Origin of the sequence: Acinetobacter legionensis, from assembly GCF_048551735.1 — a bacterium.
GTDB lineage: Bacteria > Pseudomonadota > Gammaproteobacteria > Pseudomonadales > Moraxellaceae > Acinetobacter.
In genome coordinates, this window is record NZ_JBIMBV010000083.1 from 1 (window position 1) to 667 (window position 667).

General features: G+C 35.2%; 1 protein-coding gene. It reads right to left on the reverse strand.

What is annotated here, in order from left to right; translation table 11 throughout:
- Positions 1 to 55 precede the first annotated feature (55 nt).
- Positions 56 to 667: replication initiation factor domain-containing protein (locus ACG9ZL_RS21105; protein ID WP_419361869.1), on the reverse strand; the 612-nt coding region annotated here is incomplete at its 5' end.

Sequence of the window (667 nt, forward strand, 5' to 3'; positions counted from 1 at the left end):
TTTACCCTCGAAAGCCCCTTTCGAAGATTTAGCACCAAATACAGTAATTGTTGATTTAAATAGCATGGATAAATTCCTTATAAGCAGTTTGATTAAGCAGAGGGACACCCACAAATAGGGAATATTCCTCATCTACATTAGTGTTTAGAATTGGCTGATTTATGCGTAAAGCTTGCATAACAGCAGCATGAGAAAATTGAAGTCTTTTAGGCATTTCATCTTTATCAGACGAAATAAGAGTTAAAAGCGCATCATCTGAAATGAACTTTCTAAATTGACGGATATACTTTCCAAATTGTGTTTTAACAATTTCCAAAGCTTTATCTACATTAATATTTACCTGTTTTTCAACAAGTTGACATTTTTCAGGTGCAGTAAAATCATGCAATTGATTACACAATGCTTCGAGCGCTGGATAAGCACCTTTAAAATAGGTAGATGGAGACAAAAGGACATCTAGTGGTAAATAACGGTCTGATGATTTAAGCTCAAGCTCAAGTCGGGTCCACAAACTAAGTGAATCCCCTTCTTTTTTTCCTCTTTCATAACAGCGTAAGAATTTTGAACTTTCACGATTACCAACAGTAAAGGTTAAACCTTTGCCGTTTATACGTTTCCAATCACCAAGTTTGTTAATTTCAGGATTACGACCACCGTTAAAGAATCC